Origin of the sequence: Cognatishimia sp., from assembly GCF_964229375.1 — a bacterium.
Lineage (GTDB): Bacteria > Pseudomonadota > Alphaproteobacteria > Rhodobacterales > Rhodobacteraceae > Cognatishimia.
Genome location: NZ_CAXREH010000222.1, coordinates 1 through 19,861 on the forward strand (window position 1 = coordinate 1; position 19,861 = coordinate 19,861).

The window sequence follows — 19,861 nt, forward strand, 5'->3', positions numbered from 1 at the left end:
CGACGCCCGCGGCATCTGCCGCACGGGCAAAGCCCCAGGCCACCGCATCATGCCGCCCTGTGCCTGCACGTTTCTGCAAGACGCCGCCGTGGATGGGATAGCGCATCGTGTCGCTGAAATTCAGCGCTGGCTCCAGTCGTCGCACCTGCTCGGCACTTAGCAATTCAGCGTCCACGCCATTCAACTGCATCGCATTGCACTGCCGCGCGGCCATCTCCATTTCATGTTCTGAATGGGCGCAGACGATCATGCCGCGCTGGCTGAACATGACGTTATAGTTCAGATCCCGCGACAGCCCCTCATAAAGCTGCACCGATTTGTCATAGAGTGCAGCGCTTTCCGGGTAGAAGTAATTCGACCGGATCGCCGTGGTGTTGCGGCCGGTATTGCCGCCGCCCAGCCACCCTTTTTCGATCACGGCAACGTTTTTGATCCCGTGGTTCTTCGTCAGATAATACGCCGTCGCCAGCCCGTGCCCGCCACCGCCGATGATCACCACATCATAGGCATCTTTTGGGCGCGGTGTACGCCATGCCTGCCCCCAGCCTTTGCCGGCGCGCAGGCCTTCTCGAAAGACCTTCCATCCGGAATAACGACTCATTCACTTGCTCCAATCTCAAAGGCCCAAGTCCGAAAACGCGCAATCAGGCGCGGGTCTGGGGCTTTGCCGGTAAAGCCCAAAAGATATTGCTCCAGCCGCGCCATGCGGGTCTCGAAATGCTCTTTCACGTCGAGCGCGTGATAGCCAAGCTGCATGAAATAGAGAATTCGGGCCCGCACGTCGGCTTCGCTTGGGGCATAGCCGTGCGCGATGAAAACATCCGTCACAGCCCGCAAACGGAGCGCATCGGCCTCGTCTATTTTTGCACGCACGGATGGATCACGCCGCGACCATTCCCGCACGGCGAAATCAAGCCGTTGGTCAAAGAGTTGCGGGTCAATAAAGCACTCAAAAAAGAGGCACACCGATTGCTCGATGCTCTCGGTTTTGATCTGACACTTTTCGACGATGCACTTTGTGTTGCGGATTTCCCATTCAGCAAGGAGAGCCTTTAGCAAGTCTGACCGGTTTTCAAAGCACCAGTAAAAGCTAGACCGCGATACCCCCAACTGATTGGACAGAGTCAAAATTTTGACGTCGCTTGCGCCTTTGGACACAAGCGTATCTCGGGCCGCTTTCAGCCACTGCGCCCGCGTGACTTTGACATTGCCGTGGGGCCGTTTTTCATCGTCAGCAGTCATAAAACGCCTTCTTCTGTGCCCTTCGGGTCCAACCCATGCCTGTCTCAAAATCTGGCCTCGCAGTGCCATGTGAAATTATATGTACAGTAATGTCTATAAAAATCCAACAGCGGAATACATCAAGCGCGACCCCAGGGGGCCGCGCAGGTTTGATTAAGTGAATAAAGGCTTTGTCGCGGTGCTGAGGCGCGATCACTCCAGACGCGTCGCTTCGTTTTTCACACGCCGGATCGGAATAGAGCTTTCAAGCGAGGCAACGCCGGACAGTCTGGTCAGACGCCCGGTCAGGAAATTCTCAAACTCATTCAGGTCGCGCACGGTGACGCGCAGCAGATAATCGAAACTGCCGGTCATCAACCAGCAGTCAACGACTTCGGGAAACTTACGAATGCGGTCCTCAAACTCTTGAAGCCTGTCATCGACCTGACGATCCAGTCGCACCGAGACAAAGACCGAAAACCCAAAGCCGATCTGCGCCTCATCGATCCGCGCCGCATATCCGGTAATGACGCCCGCCGCCTCAAGGTTACGGACCCGTCGCGCGCAGGGCGTCGGCGAAAGGCCCACGGCCTCGCTGAGGTCCTGATGTGTCTGCCTCGCGTCATCTCTGAGCGCTTTCAGGATTCGCAGATCGATTTCGTCCATTGAAGCACCTTAGAGATTTCCGCCAATAATTCACAATTTTTTAGAGCATGCAGGCGCTCATTTGGAATTTTACAGCAACAATTGGCGAATATCAAACATGCGTCTCTGATATGACTGCTCTATGACTCAGCACATAGACCACCTCAAAACCGTCGAGCAGCGCCTGTTGTGGCTGTCGCATTGGATGATCCACAACGCCAACCACCTGCGCCCCAAAGCAGACGGGATCAAGGTGGGCGGCCATCAGGCAAGCTCTGCCTCGATGGTGTCCATCATGTCGGCCCTCTATTTTTCCGCGCTTCGGCCCGAAGACAGGGTGGCGGTTAAACCCCACGCAAGCCCGGTCTTTCACGCGATGCAATATCTGATGGGCAATATGGACCGCGCGCGAATGGAGAATTTCCGCGGCTTTGGCGGGGTTCAAAGTTATCCCAGCCGCACAAAAGACGTGGATGATGTGGATTTTTCGACAGGCTCGGTTGGGCTTGGCGTTGCCATCACCTCGCTGACCTCGATGGTTCAGGATTACATCACCGCCAAGTCATGGGGCAAAGACGTTCCGCTGGGCCGGATGGTGTCTCTGATTGGCGACGCGGAACTTGACGAAGGCAACATCTATGAGGCGTTGCAAGAAGGTTGGAAGAACGACCTGCGCAATTGCTGGTGGATCATCGACTATAACCGCCAGTCCCTGGACGGGATCGTCCGCGAAGGGCTGTTTGAACGGATCGAAAAGATCTTTGACGCCTTTGGATGGGATGTTGTTCGCGTCAAATATGGCGCGCTGCAACGGGCTGCCTTTGAAGAGCCCGGCGGCGACGCCCTGCGCGACTGGATCAATGCCTGCCCGAACCAGGAGTACTCGGCGCTGACCTATCAGGGCGGTGCTGTCTGGCGGCAGCGCCTGATGGACGACCTCGGCGATCAGGGGCCGGTTTCGGCGCTGATCAACCAGCGCAGCGACAACGCGTTGGCGGCGTTGATGGAAAACCTTGGCGGCAATTGCGTGCACACCATGGCCGAGACCTTTGACGCTATTGATCATGACCGCCCGGTTTGCTTTCTGGCCTATACCGTCAAAGGCTGGGGCACGCCAATTGCGGGCCACAAAGACAACCACGGCGGATTGATGACCAAAGCCCAGATGGCCGAGTGGCAGACAAAGATGGGCGTTCCCGAAGGCCAAGAGTGGGAGCCGATGGCAACCGTGGCCGACCCCGTGGGGTTGCAGACCTTTCTGGACAATGTGCCGTTCTTCGCCAAAGGCCCGCGCCGTTTCACGGACGCGCGTTTGGATGTTCCCAAGATCGACCTGGCGACAGACCGCGAAATGTCGACCCAGACCGCCTTTGGCAAGATCCTCGACGATCTGTCAAAGGGCGACAGCGCTCTGGCGCGCCGCATCATGACGACATCGCCTGATGTGACCGGCACGACAAGCCTTGGGGCCTGGGTCAACCGACGCAAACTCTTTGCGCGGAAGGAAATCACAGATGCCTTTATCGAAAACCGCATCCCCTCTACAGCGAAATGGAACTTTGCACCCGAAGGCCAGCACCTAGAGCTGGGCATTGCAGAGATGAACCTGTTTTTGCTGCTTGGCGCCGCCGGACTGTCTCACAGCCTGTTTGGCAAGCGGATCATCCCGATTGGCACTGTGTATGACCCCTTTGTGCACAGAGGTCTCGATGCGCTAAACTATGCCTGCTATCAGGACGCACGGTTTATGATCGTCGGCACACCGTCAGGGGTGACACTGGCGCCCGAAGGCGGTGCGCATCAGTCCATTGGCACCCCGCTCACGGGCATGGCGCAGGACGGATTGGCAAGCTTTGAGCCCGCATTCGCCGACGAACTGGCGGTGATCATGCAGTGGGCCTTTGACTATCTTCAGCGTGATGGTGAAGGCGACCCGGATGAACGGACATGGTTGCGCGACGAGACCGGCGGGTCGGTATATCTGCGTCTGACCACGGCCCCGCTCGAGCAACCCGGCAAACGGCACGACGACGCGTTCCGTCAAGGGGCCATTGATGGTGCGTATTGGCTGCGCCCACCGGGCCCCAACTGCGAGGCTGTGATCGCCTATCAGGGGGCGGTTGCGGGCGAAGCCATTGCGGCAGCCGGACACTTGGCTCAGGCCCGACGAGACGTCGGTGTTCTGGCGGTGACTTCGGCCGACAGGCTGAACGCAGGTTGGACAGCCGCCCAGCGCGCCCGCGCACGCGGCACGCCCACCGCAAAATCGCATATCGAGCGCCTGTTCGAAGGCCTGCCCCGCCATTGCGCAATCACAACCGTCATCGATGGCCACCCCGCGACGTTGTCTTGGCTGGGCTCCGTTGCGGGCCACAAAGCAATCTCGCTTGGGGTCGAGCATTTCGGTCAAACCGGCTCGATCCAAGATCTCTACCGCCATTTTGGCATTGACCGCGACGGCATCGTGACTGCTGTCAGCGGCTTAACAACGGGGCCGCGCCTGGCGCATGCCCAATGAACGACAAGGACCACATCCAATGAAGGCAATTGGCTATACCGCGACAGGCCCGATTGATCGCCCAGACGCATTGATCGACTTTGAAACTGATACCCCTGTGGCCACCGGCCATGATCTGCTGGTCGAAGTGCAAGCGATCTCGGTCAATCCGGTCGATACGAAAATCCGCCAACACCGCGCGCCCGAGGGTGACACTCCGGCCATTCTGGGCTGGGACGCCGTTGGTAAAGTCGTCGCGACGGGCGACGACGTCACAGGCTTTGCCGCTGGCGATCAGGTTTGGTACGCAGGCGCGTTGACGCGCCCCGGCACCAACAGTGAATTCCATCTGGTGGACGCGCGCATTGCAGGCCACGCCCCGAAATCAATCTCTGCGCCCGCCGCTGCGGCGCTACCGCTGACTACCCTGACGGCCTATGAGATGCTGTTTGACAGGCTCAACGTATCACGCGCTGTTCCCGGAGCCGCAAATGCCGCGCTGATCATCGGTGGCGCGGGCGGCGTCGGCTCTATTGCGATCCAGCTTCTGCGCGCCTTGACGGATATGACTGTCATCGCCACCGCATCGCGCCCAGAGACCCAAGACTGGGTGCGCGACCTTGGGGCCCACCATGTCATTGACCACAGCCAGCCGCTGCAAGACCAGATCGCAGCACTAAATATCGGCGCACCGGGTTTTGTTTTTTCGACCAATCAATCGCACAGCTACGCCACGCAAATCGCCGAACTGATCGCGCCCCAGGGCCGTTTTGGTCTGATTGACGATCCCCAGGACTTTGACATCCTGCCATTTAAGCAAAAGTCGATCTCGTTGCATTGGGAATTCATGTACACACGGTCTCTGTTTGGCACCGAAGACATTGCTCGCCAAAGTGACATCCTGAACGAAGTCGCCGGACTGGTTGATGCGGGCAAAATCCGTTCGACCACCACCGAGGTTCTAGGCACGATTAACGCCGCCAACCTGATCCGCGCGCACAGCCTGATCGAAACAGGCACCGCGAAAGGGAAACTGGTTTTAGAAGGGTTTTGATCGGCGGTATCGTCTGAAGAGATCGAGGCAGGCGATCGCGTATGCGGCGCATTCCCTAACGCAGGCGCGCGTCGATTGTACCGCACGGGTTCACATTTGCCCCGTGGCTTTCTAGGCTGAGTTCATGTCCAGAATTGAGAGCTAGCCTCGTGATCAACACCACGCGTTTTCTAGAGAACCTTCACCGCTTGCGTAGCTTTGGAGCGCATGGCACTGGCGTGATACGTCGCGCCTACTCAGAGCCCGATCTCGCATCGCGTGATTGGCTGGCCTCGCAAATGGCTGCCGCTGGGCTCCGCCCGCACTTTGACGCAATGGGCAACCTTTTTGGCCTTGCGGATCAGCCATCGCTCCTGCTTGGCTCGCATTCCGACAGCCAACCCACAGGTGGCTGGCTCGACGGCGCGCTAGGTGTCATTGCCGCGTTGGAAATTGCTCAGACCGCGCAAGAAAATGGCGGCCCTGCGATTTCCGTCGTGTCGTTTCAGGACGAGGAAGGCCGCTTTGGTGTGACCACAGGATCTTCGGTGTGGTCGGGTCAGGTCTCGCAAGAAAAGGCGGATGGGCTGACGGACAGCGACGGCGTGACGCTGGCAGAGGCGCGGCAAGCGTTGGGAAGCCGGGCCCAAGAAAGGGTCGATCCCAGCCAGTTCACCGGTTTCATTGAATTGCACATCGAACAAGGCCCAACGCTGGATGCCAGCGGCCAGCAGATTGGCGTCGTGTCTGACATTGTCGGAATTCGGGATCGCGTTGTGACATTATCGGGCCAGCAGAACCATGCGGGCACGACGCCGATGGCGCTCAGGCGAGATGCTTTTCAAGGGCTGACTGCGTTCAACGCACTTTTGAACGCACGGTTGCGCAATGTGGTCACGCCGCAATCTGTTTGGACAATTGGCCACGTCTCTGTGTCGCCGAATGCCTCGTCCATCGTGCCGGGACAGGTCAGGTTTTCCATGCAGTGGCGCGACGGTGATCCAGAGCGTCTCATGCGGATGGAAAAGGTGATCGACGAAACATTGCATGAGGTCGCATCAGCGCATGGGCTTGAAATTGAATTGGGGCCGCTGTTGGGTCTTGAGCCTGTTGAGATGGACAATGCCCTGCGTGTACGGCTTGAAACAGGTGCTGAGGCCGTTGCGCCGGGTCAATGGCGGCGAATGCCCTCAGGCGCCCTGCATGACGCAACAAACGTTGCGCGCCTAATGCCTGTCGCGATGTTGTTCGTTCCGTCAATCGACGGGATCAGCCACGCGTTTGAGGAAGACACCGACGAGGCCGACTTGGTGGCAGGCCTTCGCGTCTTGGCGCATGCGGCGGGTGTTGGGATTTGAAGGAGGCTTTGGTCTGAGGTTTACGGCGGCCTGTCTTAGAACGGCATTGCCTGAACCGGCAAAACACTTCAAATCAAAGCAATCGAGTTTTCAACGGAATTGCCCACCTTAAACCGGCGGGAAATTCTGAAGCACTTGACACCAGCCCCACCTCACGAACCATCCACTAGCCTGCACCCATGTCCCTCTGTATCCAGCCAAGCTTTGACGGCCACTGCTGCCAGCGTGATGTCTTCGGCGCCTCCCATTCCTTTGTCATCCAGCCCGCCTTTGACGACGGTGACGCGGACATCGCCAAAGAGCAACGCGGCTGCCACTGTTTGTACATCGACCTTTTCTGGATCTGGGACACCGACGGTGACCTCTACAAGCATGTCCGACGGGTGCTTTTAGCTATAAAAATCGTCAGAGAGCTATGACGGATGGCGTCAGACACGCCGCGTAGGGCGGCTTTCGTATAGTCTTGGCCATGCACGTCAGCACCCATGCCAAGTTCGCAGATCAGTGGTTTTTTGAGGTAAACTCCACGTCGTAGGAGACTGTGACGATTGCATTCGCAATGAGGGTTTTGTGACCGGACATCTCTACTTCCAGACCGCCAGTCACGGCTTCGGCAGAGACCCTTCCGACGGGGGCCTCGGCTTTGACGGCTCCGCGCCCGACGCGTTTGCCCAAACCAACGACGTCTAATATGAAAACCAGCCCCGTAGACTCTCGTTGTGAATGAGGGAGCCTCGGGGGCCAGGTCACTAGTATTTCATGAGAAATTGTTCTGGCGAAGAGTTTGGAACGTATGGACTTCCTAGGGTGCACATCGAAACAAAACAAAATGCATATTCCTCAAGCCTGCACCCCACCAACTACAGAGCCTTGGTAGCTAAAAGACGGTCGCTCTGTCCGTTACGTGGCAACGCACCGCAATAAGTTCGTTGAGAAAAAACTATATTTTACAGCGATTTGCCGGCGACCTGATGAAACAGGCGAAGGTGCTGGCGGATACAGAACTGAAACACGTTCTAGCCATTTGCGTCACAATGCGGAACAGCAAGCGCAACAGGTCTTTGCTCCAGTTATCACACCTTGCTGAAAGCTGTTCGGCAACAACAGGGCATGACCCAACAGCAGCTGGCAAAGGTAACGATAAATCGTTCGAAACCAGCTCCAACAGTGAACGCAGGAAAACGGCCATTGGTTTCGCAACGCGTGCCAAGACTGTCCAAGTGTCAGGAGGGCCCACGTGGGAGTTTTTGGGGCGGGATGATGAGGATACGTCAGATACATGCCACCGACTGCTCTCGGGGCTGAACACCATGATTGTCTATGGGATGATCGACGGCTGTATCCGCTACTCAGATCAGGGAATGTTCGGCAGAAGGATAGCGAAAGCTGGCATTAGTCATCGCTAACCTTCGGGTCTAAAATGCGGACAAAACTGACCTTCACCCAAGAATTCTGAGCGACTGGCTTTTACGCAAACAGATCGGTCGAGAGATACTTTAGACCTGAGTCACAGATGACGACTGCAACGGTTTGGCCTTGATGCGGGCCTTTCAACAGTTCGATTGCTCCGGCGACGTTTGCACCGGCAGAGAAACCAGCGAAAATGCCTTCAAACCGAGCAAGGTCACGGGCAGTCTGTCTTGCCTGATCGCCATCAACTTGCAAGAACCCGTCCCAATTCAGGCCTCGAAGAAAGTTGAGATCGCCCATGACATATCCGCCACCTTGTATTGGGTGTTCGGGTTTAACCAATTCCAGCCCCGCGATTGCGGCAGCACCTTCGGGCTCAATCGGATAACACTTGATGCTCGGGTTCTGCGCTCGAAGGAACTTGGATGTGCCCGAAAGCGTTCCGCCTGACCCCACGAAATCGCAGAAAGCGTCGATCGTACCGCCAGATTGTTCCCATAGCTCCGGCCCCGTCGTCTGCTCGTGAGACCACGGATTGCCTGCGCGGCGGAACTGGTCGGCGCGAAACGCGTCGCGTTCTTTTGTTAACTCGGTCGCAACGCGATCAACTTCCGCTAGATCAGCACCCGAAACCTCCCCTTGGCGGCTTGACGGCAATTGATCGACCAACACCACTTCCGCGCCAAGGGCTGACATCATACGCGCGCGTTCTGGCGAATTACCTTTGGACATGACCGCCACAAAGGGATAGCCCTTAATACCGCATATGATTGCGAGACCGGTCCCCATATTACCGCTTGTCAATTCAACGACAGTTTGTCCGGGTTTTAGAGTGCCGTCCCGCTCTGCGGCTTCGATGACACCTAGTGCCGCGCGGTCTTTTTTTGAGAACCCCGGGTTTAGGTGATCCAGTTTCGCAAGAATTGTACCATAGCAACCATAATGTTGCACCAGCCGATCAAGACGTACGAGGGGCGTATTGCCAATGGCTCCAAGAATAGAGTCGAGTGTTTTTGTCATTGCTTGCTGCTCGATGATTTATGTCCATTTAGGTTAAACCTTTGTTAGCAGACATCTGGGGCGCTAGGTCAACTTGGTTTTCGGACGGCCACTTTTCGCGACTGTGTAGCGGTTTTAAAATATGGGCTTTTCGAAACCTTTGCTGCACGATTGACCAAGGCGTTGAAACCGTTGGAAGCAAACACTTCATTCATCCGAAATGCATGTAAGTGGTGCGTGGTTCGATATCGAAAAACACCAAGTGCGTTGGCTGGTTTCACGCGCCTATCTGCTTAGCGAAACGCGCTTAAAGCGCCGTTCCGAAGGCGAATTATAACGAGTTCTTGAGGGGATCGGCGCACCATTCAACTGCCATCATGATCGTTGGCACACGTCGAGTCTTGGTAAGTTCTGTGAGATCTTAAATGTATTGGGCTACACGTGCCTGACAGACGCCCTTTGCACAAACTTGCTCTCAAATATCATAGAGCTTTGAGGGCCCATTTTGTTCTTGCCCTCGATGCTTCCGATCAAACACTTTGTTGCCTCTGTGGCCAAAGCTGTGATCGCCTCGTCATGCTCAAACAAACTGAGCGCCGGAGTCATATGGTCTGCCAGTTCAAAACTGTCAAAGCCAAGGAATGAGAGGTCTTCGGGGATCTTAAGATCTAGAGCGTTTACGGCCCCAAGGGCGCCAACTGTCATCGCATCATTCAGAGCGATCAGGGCCGTCGGACGGTTTTCTTTAGACAGGAAGGCATGTGTCCGCTCTCGGGCCGTTTTTGCACAGAATCTAGCATCAACCACCCATTCTTTGCAGTTTTTAAGGCCAAGCTTATCAAGCTGATCCAGACAGCCCTGTTTTCTATCTTGCGCAGACGAAAAGGGTAAATCCCCCCAAAGAACACCGATCTTTCTGTGGCCGTGATCGTAAAGATGCTGAACCGCCTTTTTCCCCATTGCATAATTATTCAATTGCATCGTAGCCAAACGCGTGTTCGGCAAGCCATTTTCCACGAGGATACAGGGCAGATTTGAGATGTTTTCCTCAAGCCAGTGGCGGTGGTGTTCTGACGCTTGGCTAGCTTCTAACAGAAGGCCATCTACTTGCTGTTCCAACATACTGGTTGTGACCGCGGCTTCGCGGCTTGGGTCGCCTCCGGTATCGGCAATCAATGTGGTGTACCCGCGCTGTCTGCCAATCGAAGACACGGTCTTAGCCAATGTCGCAAAATGCCTGTTGGAAATGTCACTCACAACAAGCGCAAGCAACTTGGAGCTCTTAGTTCGCAGGCTACGCGCTGCGAAATTTCGGGTGTATTCCAGTTCTTTGATCGCGGCTTCCACACGTTTTTTGGTTTTCTCCTTAACGGCAACACGGCCGGTCAAGACCGCGGATACTGTCGAAGGGCTGACATTGGCACGCTGTGCCACATCTTTTATGGTTGCCATGGTTATACACCTGTGTGAACGTCGCCCGAAATCGCAACGTTGCGATTCTGGGTACCCTAAGTAGTTCAGAAGTGCAAGCAAGCGTCATTGTCGGAAAAAATCGCAACGTTGCGATTGCTGGATATGTAAGGAAATAGGACTATGAAAAGCCGGGAAGAGCACTTTGTTTTTGAAGGCGAGAACACGCAAAATCTAGTGTTTCCGCTGGGGGGCGTTGGAAGCGGCGGCTTGGCGATAACGGGAAATGGTCGATTGGTCGATTGGTCGCTCCGTGGCCGGCCAAATCTTCAGTCTGCAAATGGGATCAGCCATTTTGCGTTGAAAGTTGAAAAGGACGGAGAGGTGATAGACGCTCGTGTCCTCAACGGCCCCTACGAGGGGCACGCTGCCGGCTCAGAGCGGAGCCGTCGATTTTTTGACGGGTATGGGTTTGGCGCCAACCGAAATTCACTGGCTGGAATGCCTCATTTTTCCGCAACGCGTTTTACGGGCCGTTTTCCTACCGCCGAGATCGAGTTCTTTCACGAAGGCTTTCCCGCTGACGTCAAGCTGACGGCGTTCAGCCCGTTTATCCCGCACAATGAGCGCGACAGCGGCATGCCTGTCGCGCTTTTTGAGGTCGAGGTGCGCAACACAACGGACACAGCCTTGGACTATATGTTCAGTTCTGTTGTTGGGAATCTGGGTCGCGAAAACGGGTGCCATTCCTCGTACAAGAAAGACGGGCGCAGTTTTCTGAACCTGAACGGATTTGAGGATGCAACGCAGTCGGACGGCATAACGCTTGCAATGGCAAGCGAACAGGCCGAGTGCATGGAGCATTTATTCCGAGGGCAGTGGTTTGACGATCTGGGCGTCTATTGGCAAGAGTTTTCCAAACCCGGGCCATTGCCAACGCGCCGCTACGACACCCCGCGGAAAAACCAACACATGTTCGGCCAGCCTGATCATGGCGCGATGTCGCAACGGTTTAGGTTGCGGCCAGGAGAAAGCCGAAAACTGCGCGTAGCCATTTCGTGGTACTTTCCAGAAAATAAAATCTACTGGACCTACGATGATGACCCCTATCATCCGGTTCCAGAAGAGGATTGCCCCTCTTTCAAGTACTTCTATGCAAACGAATGGACCTCGGCCGCTGAGGTTGCAGATGAAGCCCTTGCACGTTGGGACACCCTCTTTGAACAGACATGCGCCTTCCGGGATGCCATGATTGGCAGCGACGTTCCAGTTGAAATTATCGATGCTTCCATCTCGACGCTGGCGTTGCTTCGAACGCAGACGGTCATTCGACTTGAAGACGGATCTTTCTGGGCGTGGGAGGGGCAACATTCCGATGCTGGCAGTTGCGAGGGCAGTTGCACCCATGTCTGGAATTATCAGCAGGCGCTGCCGTTTGTTTTTCCGACGCTTGAGCGCTCTCTACGCGAAACGGAATTCCGCTACAACTTTCAAGAAAACGGTGGCCTGACGTTTCGTCAGCGCCTGCCACATGGATGCGCCTTGGACATTCACGGCCCTTGTGTTGATGGTCATTTCGGCGCGATCATTAAAACATATCGGGAATGGAAGCTCTGCGGAGACAATGACTGGCTGTTGAATTTATGGCCCTCCGTAGAGCGCGCGATGAATTTTGCATGGTCGCCTGACAACCCTGACCGCTGGGATCCAAATCGATCCGGGGTGCTGACCGGACGGCAGCACCATACGTTGGATATGGAGTTGTTTGGGCCAAATTCCTGGCTGTCATCCTTCTATGTGGCCGCACTTTTTGCCGCGTCGGAAATGGCAGAGGCACTCGGCCACGCCGAGAGTGCGGCAACATATGGCGAGATCGCCAAAAAGGGGGCCGCGCGCATAGATGAAGAGCTGTTCAATGGTAACCACTATGTCCAGGGCACGGATCTTGGCGACAAATTTCAAGTCGAACAGTTTTCTGATGCAGGACGCGCTGGCGTTATAAGCGACGGGATCATCGAGACTTACTGGTCAGAAGAATATCAGCAACTAAAGTATCAGCTCGGAGAGGCCTGGCATGCAGATCAGATCCTTGGACTTTGGCATGCAGAGCTTGTCGGCCTACCCCGTTTTCTTGACACCGAAAAGTCCGGCGCGGCGTTGGTTGCAATTTATGACAACAACTTCCACGCCACTCTTTATGATCACGTGAACCCAAACCGGGTCTATGCCTATGAGGACGAGGGAGGATTGAATGTTGCGACATGGCCAAAGCCAAGCACAAAGCCGATAGTTCCAGTGCCCTACTCCGAAGAAATCTGGACAGGTCACGAATATGCTGTCGCCTCGCATCTGATCCTGCGAGACAAGGAAAAAGAAGCTCTGGATTTGGTTCGCGCTGCTAGAAACCGCCACGATGGCCGACGTCGCAGCCCATGGAATGAAATGGAGTGCGGAAGCTACTATGCCCGCTCCATGTCGGCATTCGGGGCGTATAGCGCCTGGATTGGCTTGAAAGTTGATCTTCCCAATGATGAGCTTCGGATCAATAAGCCCAAGAAACACACTCATGTTTTCTGGGCCACCGGCACGGGGTGCGGAACGATTGAAAACTCGGGGGACGCAGTGAGAGTCAACGTGACTCAAGGCGTGCTGCCTGCAACCACTCTGACACTAGCCGAAGGTCGGGATCCAAACGCGCGCACAGAGTCCATCTCGTTGCCCGGCAACATGACGGCAGGCGATACTTACTACGAGCGATTGCCTGAAGCTCACGGATCATAACTCTGCTAAATCCTAATGCACTGTTTCGCCTGCATCTTTCCGCCCTGGTGTATTGCGCAAAAGCGAGTGACATCACGGTGTCACACGCATCTTTCGTGCCCTGCAAATTTTGATCTCAAGCGCTCTCCTGTTCGTATCAGTGTTAATCAGGAGGGATAGATGACTTACGCAATACTGTTTGGATCAATTGGCACTCTGGCAGAAACATCTGGGATCCAGTTAGCAGCCTACAATCAAGCCTTTAGCGAAGCCGGATTATCGTGGACTTGGACAAAAAGCGAATACCAGAACATGCTGAAGGACGCAGGCGGCCTGAAACGCATTGAGACATATGCCAAAGCAAGAAACACAACCGTAGATGCACGCGCTATCCATCAGCGTAAGTCGGAAATTTTTCAAGAACACCTGTCCTTGAAACAGATCGAAGCCCGCGCGGGCGTAAAAGACACGATCAAACACGCTCGTTCAGAAGGCCTGAAGCTTGGACTGGTTACAACAACGTCTTTGGAAAACATCGAAAGCGTGCTCGACGCAATTGGCATCGGACTGTCCAATTTTGATGTGTTTACAACCAGCAGTATGGTGAAACACCCAAAACCGGCGGGCGATGCCTATGTCAAGGCGCTCCAAGACCTCAATTTGCAGCCCGCCCAAGCCATCGCAATCGAGGATAACCCTGATGGCGCCAAAGCAGCGCGGACGGCTGGCTTGCGTTGCGTCGGGTTGATTGGCGAAATGCATGATGTTGCGGATTTCCCCGAGCTTGTCGCGCAGCAAGTGGAACTCGACCTTTCGGACATCTTGAAGCCACTTCCTGTGACTTAAAATAGAACGCCTCGCGATTAACCGCAGATGGCGTCCCATCACGGTCTCTAGCGGGTCCTGGTTATCCACCCAAGCACCCCGCTGGAGGTTCCTCTTAGCGATATCTCAGTGAGATCCGAAATTTGACGCCCCCTATCCAACATTCTTGCTTTGGGTTGACCACTACACAAAGCGAATATTGCAAAATGCTCGCAAAATGAAACTTCGCCTCGTTCTTGGAGACCAGCTCACCCATACTCTGTCTAGTCTGACTGATGTTGGGGACGACGATTTGATCCTGATGTGCGAAGTCAGGCAAGAAGCGACTTACGTTAAACATCACAAAAAGAAGATTGCGTTTATTTTCAGTGCTATGCGCCATTTCGCACAAGAGCGAAAGGCGCGCGGCAATCAAGTTCGCTACATAAAATACAACGATCCTGACAATAGCGGTACTCTGTTCGGTGAAGTCGAAAAGGCGCTGACACGGCACGGATGTTCAGAGGTCGTTATTACCAAACCCGGCGAATTCAGGCTCTTGAAAGAGTTTGAGACCTGGGCCGAAAGACTCTCTGTGACAGTCTCACTTCGGGAAGATGACCGGTTCCTTTGTTCAGTCGAAGACTTCGCATCGTGGGCGGCGGGTCGAAAACAACTGCGCATGGAGTATTTCTATCGCGAAATGCGTCGCAAATACGCCATCCTTATGAGCCAAGATGGACCGATTGGCGGGCAGTGGAACTTTGATACGGAAAATCGCAAACCGCCGGCCAATGGTCTGAAAATCCCCGATACCTATAAGGCAAAACCAGACCCAATAACTCAATCGGTGTTAGACTTGGTTGAGGCTCGGTTTGACGACCATTTCGGCGACCTGCACCCATTCCATTTCGCCGTGACCCGTGATCAGGCGCTCGAGGCATTGGGCGCGTTTGTCGAACGGCGCCTTTGTTTGTTTGGCGACTATCAGGACGCCATGATCCAGGGCGAACCTTGGATGTTTCACAGCCATATAGGGCTGTATTTGAACTGCGGTCTCCTGACCCCGATGGAATGCATTAGGCGGGCCGAGGCGGCCTATCATGACGGTCACGCTCCGCTGAACGCCGTAGAAGGGTTTATTCGCCAGATTTTAGGGTGGCGTGAATATGTTCGCGGGATCTACTGGCTTAAAATGCCCGCCTATCAGGCGATGAATTTCTTTGGTGTGGACAGACCCCTCCCCTCGTTTTTCTGGACCGGGGATACGCAGATGAACTGCCTGCGACAGTGTATTTCAGAAACCAAAAGCAACGCGTATGCGCATCATATCCAACGTCTGATGGTGCTTGGCAATTTTGCTCTGATCGCGGGACTTGACCCCGATGAGGTGAACAATTGGTATATGATTGTTTACGCGGACGCCTATGAATGGGTCGAACTGCCCAACGTCACTGGGATGATCTTATTTGCAGACGGCGGTCAACTTGGGTCCAAGCCATATGCCGCAAGCGGTGCCTACATCAACAAGATGTCCGACTACTGCCGCAATTGTCGATACAAGCCGACTGTCAAAAACGGGCCAAACGCTTGCCCATTCAACTATCTTTATTGGGATTTTCTGTCGCGCAATGAAACAAAGCTGCGTGGCAACCCACGCATGGGGCTGATCTACAAGACCCTGGACCGAATGAGCGACGAAAAGCACGACGCAGTCAGGGACAACAGTCGCAGGTTCTTAAGCGCGATGGAAGCAGATGAAAAAGTCTGATTTGCCACAAAAAACATGTGCGGTGTGCGGGCGTCCGTTCACGTGGCGCAAAAAGTGGAAAGACGTCTGGGACGAGGTCAGATATTGCTCGGAGCGCTGCAGAAACGACCGCGGGAAGACAATGAAAGCAAAACCGGGGGCATCGCAAAGTTGAACACCTTTCAAGACAGCAATTCCGCCCAATCACGACCGTCTGATGATGTCGCCTTTGTTCCGACACGGGCGGCTGGATTGGCGCGACTAGAGGCGTTCCTGCCGCGTGCTGCAAAACACTACGCGACAAGACGGAACTACGCGCTCGGACCTTCTGACTGTAGCACGGTTTCAGCCCTTTCCCCTTGGATACGCCATCGATTGATTTCCGAAGAAGAGGTTCTAGAGCATACGATTGCGCGTCATGGCCTAGAGGCTGCCATGGCATTTATTCAAGAAGTATTCTGGAGAAGCTATTTTAAAGGCTGGCTCGAGCAACACCCGAGCGTTTGGAAAAGTTATCAAGAAGAGCTTCAGCGCGCCCGCGATGCATTGGATCAAAACACCCATCGGCGAACGGACTACCAAAGCGCCGTGCGTGGACAAACGGGCATCGCCTGTTTTGATCATTGGTGTCATGAACTGAAACTGACCGGCTATTTGCACAACCATATTCGTATGTGGTTCGCATCTATCTGGATTTTCACCCTACGCTTGCCATGGCATTTGGGCGCTGATTTTTTCTTGCGCAACCTGATTGACGGGGATCCGGCCTCAAACACGCTCAGTTGGCGGTGGGTGGCTGGGCTGCACACCAAAGGCAAGCATTATCTGGCGCGGCCTGACAACATTGCAAAGTTCACCCAGGGTATGTTTAACCCCGCGGGGCAACTCGCGCGCGACGCTGAGGCCTTGGTAGAGGGCTGCGATCACCCCTTCGTCTCGTTGAACGTAACGCCCACGTGGTTGCCATCAGACAGCCTGCATGTTGTCACGGCCGAGGATTGCACGCCGGAACAGGTTCTTAGCGATACGAATACAGGCACGATCGGGCTAAGCTGTTTGACCACAGAACATCAAAGCGCATTGGTGCAGTCCTTTAAACAAGGCGCTGTTCGCGACGCTCTGATGCGCCAGGACAAGCCATATGACATGGTCGAAACAGACACATGGGCCGACGCCATTTTAGAAGCGTCAGAAACGGCTGGCACCTCGCATGTGGCAACAGCGTTTACTCCGGTTGGCCCCATTGCGTCCAAATTGACCGCTGCGCGAGATCGTCTGTCAAAAAAAGGGGTGACACTCACTCTTGTGCCGCGTCGGTACGACCTTGTTACATGGCCCCATGCGACGAAAGGCTTCTTTAAACTCAAGAAAAAGATTCCGCAGATACTAGCAGATCAAGGACTGTAAATTGCCTAAACCCTCTAGCATCACGACCCTTTCGCCAGACCATATCAGCGGCATCATTGAAATGGCGCTCTCAGATCATGTGAGCTTTGCGGATATCCAAGCCGAATACGGAGTGAGCGACAAACAAGTCAAAACTCTGATGCGACAACAATTGAATGAGGGGAGTTACAAAGCCTGGCGCAGGCGCGTCCGAAGGTTTGCCGATCGCAGAGAGACTTACAAATAAGGGCGAGCATTATGTCGGGAAAGCCTTGCATTGTTTGGTTCAAACGAGACCTGAGGGTTCACGATCACGCGCCCTTGCTGGCGGCCGCAGAAACGGGCCGCCCGGTGATACCGCTCTACCTTGTCGAGCCAGAACTCTGGAAGCAACCGGATTCATCGCGCCGTCATTGGCACTTTATTCATGACTGTTTAACAGACTTGAATTCAGCACTTACCGACATGGGCCAACCACTCTTTGTCAGGGTGGGCAACGCGGTAGATGTCATCGCCGATCTACACCGAGAATTTGGTGCTCGTGACGTATTCAGCCACGAAGAGACGGGCAATGCCTGGACATATACCCGCGACCTAGCGGTCGCCCAATTGTGTGCAGATCTAGGTATTGGAGTGCATGAATTTCCCTCCAACGGCGTCGTTCGGCGTCTGCACAGCCGTGATGATTGGTCCTTAATCAGAAACGCCCGCATGGCAGAGGCGATAAAACCCAAACCTGTTGCTCTGCAACCTGTTGTGAACTGCCCACTGCAACCGCCTCCGGGCAAGGAAGATCCGATGTTTGGCGACCCGGTTGAAGGCCGCGTTCAAAAAGGAGGTCGCAAATCCGCCGTTAGCGACTTGCGCAGTTTTTTAACGCATCGTTCTGAGCGATACCTTTTTCATATCTCAGCGCCTATGGCGTCCGAAGTCCACTGTTCCCGCCTGTCTGCACATCTTGCTTTGGGGACCCTTTCTGTACGTGAGGTTGCTCAGGCAATTGACAATCGGCGCAAACAATTGTCGCCGACAGAACAGCAACGGTTTGGTCGCAACCTTTCTGCCTTTGGAGCGCGTCTCGCATGGCGGTGCCATTTCATTCAAAAGCTCGAGGATCAGCCCTCGATTGAGACAACCTGTATGCATCGGGCATTCGAAGGGATCCGCGAAAAAGACCACAACGACGCTTACTTTCACGCTTGGTCCACAGGTCAAACAGGCTATCCGTTTATCGATGCATGCATGCGCAATCTTGTGTCAGAAGGCTGGATCACGTTTCGAATGCGCGCAATGCTAGTGAGTTTTGCAAGTTATCAACTTTGGCTGGATTGGCGCCGAACGGGCCCGCATTTGGCCCGTGTGTTTACCGACTACGAGCCTGGAATCCATTTTAGCCAGCTGCAAATGCAATCGGGCGTAACTGGGATCAATGCGATGCGCGTCTACAACCCCATAAAACAGTCTCAAGACCAAGATCCTCATGGTGAGTTCATTCGAAAATGGGTGCCGGAACTTGGGGACGTTCCAAACGCGCACATTCATACGCCCTGGACGTGGACGCAAACACTGCTGGATGACACGAGGTTCGAACTAGGCCGAGACTACCCAATCCGCATTGTCGATCATGAAATCGCCGCACGCGACGCCAAAAAGCGCATCTCTTGTGTGCGTAAATCTGAGAGATTTCGCGCTGATGCAGATGCCGTATTAAAAAAACTAGGCAGCCGCAAAAGGCCTAGAAAGAAATCGAAGCCGACAATGGATGGGGATCTGAAACAATTATCTTTATTTTGAGTGTGATCGATACGGTGACAACGGTGGTTTTCACGGCAAGTCTCAAAAACTGGTTGAGCCTTTCATCCGCATTTGAGCACCCTTGCGTTGCGTAGGCCTAAAGCTCGTGTAGCGGGGCGTGCTGGTATGGTTGAGCAATCATCGATACTCAAAGTAAACCAGTCCGCAAAACCCCAAGATGCCTGCCAAAAGTCTCGACACCCTGACAGCACAAAATCACGCCCAAAGCGCCATAATCACGGCGAGGGGCATTGCTAGGCTACTGTGCTGGAACTGTGCTAGGTGCACGGCGCGGCGCTCACAACTAACTGTGCTAACAGGTGTTTTTCCGACTGTGCTAACACTGTGATAGGGTATTTTCGGGTTTTTAGCGATTTTTGCTGCAACGCAGAGATCCAGCAAGTCTTTGTTTTTGCTTGATTTAAATGGTGCCCGGGGGCGGAATCGAACCACCGACACGAGGATTTTCAATCCTTATTTTACCAATTTAAATTACTGTATATAGATAAAAAATATCAAACTATGGCAAGTTAGTAGCCATTTGGTAGCCAGTCGCACTAAGGCCATTGAGCAGCAAGAAAAGCCTCACTAACCTCACCTGAAGCTATTGGTCCACAGTGTTTAGCCACCCACGCTTGCTGCCCGTAGCTGCCCCTGACGCATCTGGGCCTCAGTGATTCAAGCATGTCGTGTTGCTACAGGTCATTTGCTGGAATCATGCGTGCTCTAAGTGCTTACCGCAAGGCCTAAATTGTAGTGCCTGAATCTCTGAAGCCACCGATGAGTGGCTGAGG

19 protein-coding genes are annotated in these 19,861 nt (G+C 54.4%); 11 read left to right on the top strand and 8 right to left on the bottom strand.

The genetic code is table 11. The features are described 5' to 3' along the window. From ACEQWH_RS15745 to ACEQWH_RS15755, 3 genes are all read right to left on the bottom strand, one after another. A partial coding sequence (locus ACEQWH_RS15745; RefSeq protein WP_370232439.1) for an FAD-dependent oxidoreductase occupies positions 1-601 on the bottom strand: 601 nt, incomplete at its 3' end. Then, positions 598-1,242 (bottom strand): TetR/AcrR family transcriptional regulator, encoded by a 645-nt coding sequence (locus tag ACEQWH_RS15750; RefSeq protein WP_370232441.1) that lies wholly within the window; start codon positions 1,240-1,242, stop codon positions 598-600. The genes ACEQWH_RS15750 and ACEQWH_RS15745, both read right to left, overlap by 4 nt. A gap of 192 nt (positions 1,243-1,434) precedes the next feature. Further along, entirely contained in the window at positions 1,435-1,887 is a 453-nt protein-coding gene (locus ACEQWH_RS15755) for an Lrp/AsnC family transcriptional regulator (RefSeq protein ID WP_370232443.1), read from the bottom strand. Between the two features lie 121 nt (positions 1,888-2,008). Between ACEQWH_RS15755 and ACEQWH_RS15760 the strand changes: the two genes are divergently transcribed. The 3 genes from ACEQWH_RS15760 (at position 2,009) to ACEQWH_RS15770 (ending at position 6,754) form a co-directional block, all read left to right on the top strand. After that, positions 2,009-4,384: a transketolase gene (locus ACEQWH_RS15760; RefSeq protein ID WP_370232445.1), complete on the top strand. Its 2,376-nt coding sequence runs from the start codon at positions 2,009-2,011 to the stop codon at positions 4,382-4,384. Positions 4,385-4,403: 19 nt separating this feature from the next. Then, complete coding sequence (locus ACEQWH_RS15765; protein WP_370232446.1) at positions 4,404-5,417, top strand: zinc-binding alcohol dehydrogenase family protein; 1,014 nt, start codon at positions 4,404-4,406, stop codon at positions 5,415-5,417. A 149-nt stretch (positions 5,418-5,566) separates the two neighbouring features. After that, on the top strand, positions 5,567-6,754 hold the full coding sequence (locus ACEQWH_RS15770) for a hydantoinase/carbamoylase family amidase (RefSeq protein ID WP_370232448.1): 1,188 nt from the start codon (positions 5,567-5,569) through the stop codon (positions 6,752-6,754). Between the two features lie 152 nt (positions 6,755-6,906). Here the strand turns inward: ACEQWH_RS15770 and ACEQWH_RS15775 are convergent, their stop codons facing one another. Genes ACEQWH_RS15775 through ACEQWH_RS15785 form a run of 3 tightly spaced genes read right to left on the bottom strand, consistent with a single transcriptional unit; the run spans position 6,907 to position 7,429 of the window. After that, entirely contained in the window at positions 6,907-7,128 is a 222-nt protein-coding gene (locus tag ACEQWH_RS15775; protein ID WP_370232450.1) for a Lin0512 family protein, read from the bottom strand. Beyond that, positions 7,119-7,241 (bottom strand): Lin0512 family protein, encoded by a 123-nt coding sequence (locus tag ACEQWH_RS15780; protein WP_370232452.1) that lies wholly within the window; start codon positions 7,239-7,241, stop codon positions 7,119-7,121. Before ACEQWH_RS15780 ends, ACEQWH_RS15775 begins: the two co-directional genes overlap by 10 nt. Positions 7,242-7,255: 14 nt before the next feature. Next, on the bottom strand, positions 7,256-7,429 hold the full coding sequence (locus ACEQWH_RS15785; RefSeq protein WP_370232454.1) for a Lin0512 family protein: 174 nt from the start codon (positions 7,427-7,429) through the stop codon (positions 7,256-7,258). Positions 7,430-7,725: 296 nt separating this feature from the next. On the opposite strand from ACEQWH_RS15785, the gene ACEQWH_RS15790 reads away from it, so the two are divergent. Then, positions 7,726-8,160, top strand: coding sequence for a hypothetical protein (locus ACEQWH_RS15790; protein ID WP_370232456.1), 435 nt, complete (start codon positions 7,726-7,728; stop codon positions 8,158-8,160). 61 nt (positions 8,161-8,221) lie between these two features. Here ACEQWH_RS15790 and ACEQWH_RS15795 read toward each other — a convergent pair whose 3' ends face one another. Together ACEQWH_RS15795 and ACEQWH_RS15800 are read right to left on the bottom strand one after the other, a co-directional pair. Then, complete coding sequence (locus tag ACEQWH_RS15795) at positions 8,222-9,184, bottom strand: PLP-dependent cysteine synthase family protein (protein WP_370232458.1); 963 nt, start codon at positions 9,182-9,184, stop codon at positions 8,222-8,224. Between the two features lie 414 nt (positions 9,185-9,598). Then, entirely contained in the window at positions 9,599-10,615 is a 1,017-nt protein-coding gene (locus ACEQWH_RS15800; protein WP_370232459.1) for a LacI family DNA-binding transcriptional regulator, read from the bottom strand. Positions 10,616-10,756: 141 nt separating this feature from the next. Here ACEQWH_RS15800 and ACEQWH_RS15805 point away from each other — a divergent pair, with 141 nt between their 5' ends. The 7 genes from ACEQWH_RS15805 (at position 10,757) to ACEQWH_RS15835 (ending at position 19,067) form a co-directional block, all read left to right on the top strand. After that, on the top strand, positions 10,757-13,354 hold the full coding sequence (locus ACEQWH_RS15805; protein ID WP_370232461.1) for a GH116 family glycosyl-hydrolase: 2,598 nt from the start codon (positions 10,757-10,759) through the stop codon (positions 13,352-13,354). Between the two features lie 159 nt (positions 13,355-13,513). Beyond that, a complete protein-coding gene (locus ACEQWH_RS15810) occupies positions 13,514-14,179 on the top strand; it encodes an HAD family hydrolase (RefSeq protein WP_370232463.1) in 666 nt (221 codons plus the stop codon). Positions 14,180-14,375: 196 nt separating this feature from the next. After that, on the top strand, positions 14,376-15,908 hold the full coding sequence (locus tag ACEQWH_RS15815) for a cryptochrome/photolyase family protein (protein ID WP_370232464.1): 1,533 nt from the start codon (positions 14,376-14,378) through the stop codon (positions 15,906-15,908). After that, a complete protein-coding gene (locus ACEQWH_RS15820; protein ID WP_370232466.1) occupies positions 15,895-16,062 on the top strand; it encodes a DUF2256 domain-containing protein in 168 nt (55 codons plus the stop codon). The genes ACEQWH_RS15815 and ACEQWH_RS15820 overlap by 14 nt, the downstream gene beginning before the upstream one ends. Next, entirely contained in the window at positions 16,059-17,294 is a 1,236-nt protein-coding gene (locus ACEQWH_RS15825; RefSeq protein WP_370232467.1) for an FAD-binding domain-containing protein, read from the top strand. The genes ACEQWH_RS15820 and ACEQWH_RS15825 overlap by 4 nt, the downstream gene beginning before the upstream one ends. Before the next feature lie 61 nt (positions 17,295-17,355). Beyond that, the gene (locus ACEQWH_RS15830) at positions 17,356-17,520 is read left to right on the top strand and encodes a DUF2805 domain-containing protein (protein ID WP_370232471.1); all 165 of its coding nucleotides are present in this window, start codon (positions 17,356-17,358) and stop codon (positions 17,518-17,520) included. An 11-nt stretch (positions 17,521-17,531) separates the two neighbouring features. Further along, positions 17,532-19,067, top strand: coding sequence for an FAD-binding domain-containing protein (locus tag ACEQWH_RS15835; protein ID WP_370232469.1), 1,536 nt, complete (start codon positions 17,532-17,534; stop codon positions 19,065-19,067). Positions 19,068-19,861: the final 794 nt, after the last annotated feature.